The organism is Streptomyces sp. NPDC090021 (assembly GCF_044748225.1).
Taxonomy (GTDB): Bacteria; Actinomycetota; Actinomycetes; order Streptomycetales; family Streptomycetaceae; genus Streptomyces.
The window spans coordinates 1-2,304 of sequence record NZ_JBIVFO010000093.1; the positions used below are offsets into that span (position 1 = coordinate 1).

The following is a 2,304-nucleotide window of genomic DNA, read 5'->3' on the forward strand; positions in this document are numbered from 1 at the left end:
CCTCGTAGCGGAGCTACTAGGACATTCGGCTCGTGCGCCGAGGGTGCGTGCCGGGCGCCGCGACGCCGCGGGGCAACTCAATACAGGCCCTAGGCCGTCCCGCGGGTCAGGGACAGCAGGTCCCGGGCCGGGCCCGCCGGGCGGGCGCCCGCCGGCCAGACCGCCCGCAGGGCCCGGCCGAGCTCGGCACCCGTCACCGGCACCTCCACCAGGCGGCGCGCCGCCAGCTCGTCCACCACCGCCAGCTCCGACAGCACGCACGGCCCCGCGCCGCCCAGCGCGGCCGCCTTCACCGCCGTCGTCGACGCCAGCTCCAGCAGCGGCGCGGCCAGCCCGCCGTGCCCGGCGAGCGCCGCGTCCAGCACCTGGCGCGTGCCCGATCCCCGCTCCCGCAGGATCAGCGACGTCGCGGCAAGCTCCGCCGCCGCCACCCCCCGCGAACGCCGCGCCCACGGATGCGTCGGCGCCACCGCCACGACCAGACGGTCCTGCGCGATCACCGCCGAATCCAGCCCCTCGGGCACCGACAGCCCCTCCACGAAGCCCAGGTCGGCCTCGTGCGTGAGCACCCGCTGCACGACCACCGCCGAATTGCCCGCGTGCAGCGACACCGCCGTGTCCGGCCGCTGCCCGCGCAACGCGATCAGCCACCCCGGCATCAGGTACTCGGCGATGGTCATGCTGGCCGCCACCCGCAACCGCGAGTCCCGCCGCCCCCGCAACGCCTGCGCCCCCGCGTCGAAGGCCTCCGCCGCCTCCACCACCCGCCGGGCCCAGTCGGTGACCAGCGCACCCTCGGCCGTCAGCGTCGACCCCCGCGGGGAGCGGTCCACCAGCGCCACGCCGAGCCGGGTCTCCATCGCCCGGATCCGGCTGCTCGCCGCGGGCTGGGTGATGCCCAGCCGTCGGGCGGCGCCGCTCAGGCTCCCGACCCGGGCCACCGTCAGCAGCAGCTCCAGCGCGCCCAGGTCCGGTACGCGGTGTGCCAGCGGAACCAAGTTCTCCTCGCCCATAACATCAGTTTATGGCCTTATAGACAGATGATCCCTGCCCTGCGGCCCACCCCGGGGCGACGCTGGATCCATGGCCACCACCCTCGTGCGACCCCGCACCCTCACCGAACCCGCACCCACCGCCCACAAGGCACCGGCACTGCGACACCTCGGCCCCAACTGGTACGCATCCGTCATGGGCACCGCGATCGTCGCCAACGCCGGCGCGACCCTCCCGTACCAGCTCCCCGGCCAGCGCGTGGCCTGCCAGCTCGTCTGGGCGCTGTCCGCCGTCGCCCTCGCCGTCCTGCTCACCGCCCGCGCCGGGCACTGGCTCCACCACCGCGACCAGGCCCGCGCCCACCTGCTCGACCCCGCCGTCGCCCCCTTCTACGGCTGTCTCTCGATGGCGTTGCTGGCCGTAGGCGGCGGCACCCTCATCGTCGGCAAGGACCTCATCGGAACCGGCGCCGCCGTGGCCGTGGACGCCGTGCTCTTCACCGCGGGCACCGCGATCGGCCTGATCGCGGCCGTGGCCGTGCCTTACCTGATGGTGGTACGCCACAAGGTCGAGCCGAAGCAGGCCAGCCCCGTGTGGCTGCTGCCCCTCGTCGCCCCCATGGTCTCCGCCGCCCTCGGCCCGCTGCTGATACCCCACCTGCCCTCCGGCCAGCCCCGCGAGGCCCTGCTGCTCGCCTGCTACGCCATGTTCGGGATCAGCCTGCTCGCCACCCTGCTGATGCTCCCCCTGATCTTCGGCCGGCTGATCGTGGCCGGCCCGCTGCCCCTGGCCCTGACCCCGACCCTGTTCCTGGTCCTCGGCCCGCTCGGGCAGTCCACCACCGCCGTGAACCAGCTCGCCGACATGGCCCCCCAGGCGATCGGCGCCCCCTACGCCGGCGCGCTCGGCGCCTTCGCGGTCGTCTACGGGGTGCCCGTGATGGGCTTCGCGCTGCTGTGGCTGGCGCTCGCCGTGTGCTTGCTGGTCCGGGCGGCCCGGGAGGGCATGGGCTTCGCGATGACCTGGTGGGCGCTGACCTTCCCTGTCGGCACCTGCGTCACCGGCGCCGCCGGCCTGGCCCGCCACACCGGGCTCACCGCCCTCGGCTGGCTCGCCGCGGCCCTCTTCCTGGCCCTGCTGACCGCCTGGCTGCTGGCCGCCACCCACACCCTCCGCGGCCTACTGACGGGCCGCCTCCTGTAACGGGCCCCCTGCGGGGCCCCTGCGGGGTTGCTCGGCGGGTCCGGGGCTGGCTTCGCGGGGTCGGGAGCGTGCCGCCGGGCCCCTGCGGGGTTGCTCGGCGGGTCCGGG

The 2,304-nt window shown here is 75.4% G+C and carries 2 protein-coding genes; one reads left to right on the forward strand and one right to left on the reverse strand.

Going from position 1 to position 2,304, the window contains the following annotated elements:
• Window positions 1-89 precede the first annotated feature (89 nt).
• On the reverse strand, window positions 90-1,013 hold the full coding sequence (locus ACIPXC_RS34990) for a LysR family transcriptional regulator (RefSeq protein WP_401626537.1): 924 nt from the start codon (window positions 1,011-1,013) through the stop codon (window positions 90-92).
• Window positions 1,014-1,083: 70 nt separating this feature from the next.
• Here ACIPXC_RS34990 and ACIPXC_RS34995 point away from each other — a divergent pair, with 70 nt between their 5' ends.
• Entirely contained in the window at window positions 1,084-2,196 is a 1,113-nt protein-coding gene (locus tag ACIPXC_RS34995; RefSeq protein WP_401626540.1) for a TDT family transporter, read from the forward strand.
• Window positions 2,197-2,304: the final 108 nt, after the last annotated feature.

Bases quoted from the DNA above. Each gene is read 5' to 3' on its own strand.
- ACIPXC_RS34990 (WP_401626537.1), bottom strand. From the start codon at position 1,013: ATGGGCGAGGAGAACTTGGTTCCGCTGGCACACCGCGTACCGGACCTG.
- ACIPXC_RS34995 (WP_401626540.1), top strand. From the start codon at position 1,084: ATGGCCACCACCCTCGTGCGACCCCGCACCCTCACCGAACCCGCACCC.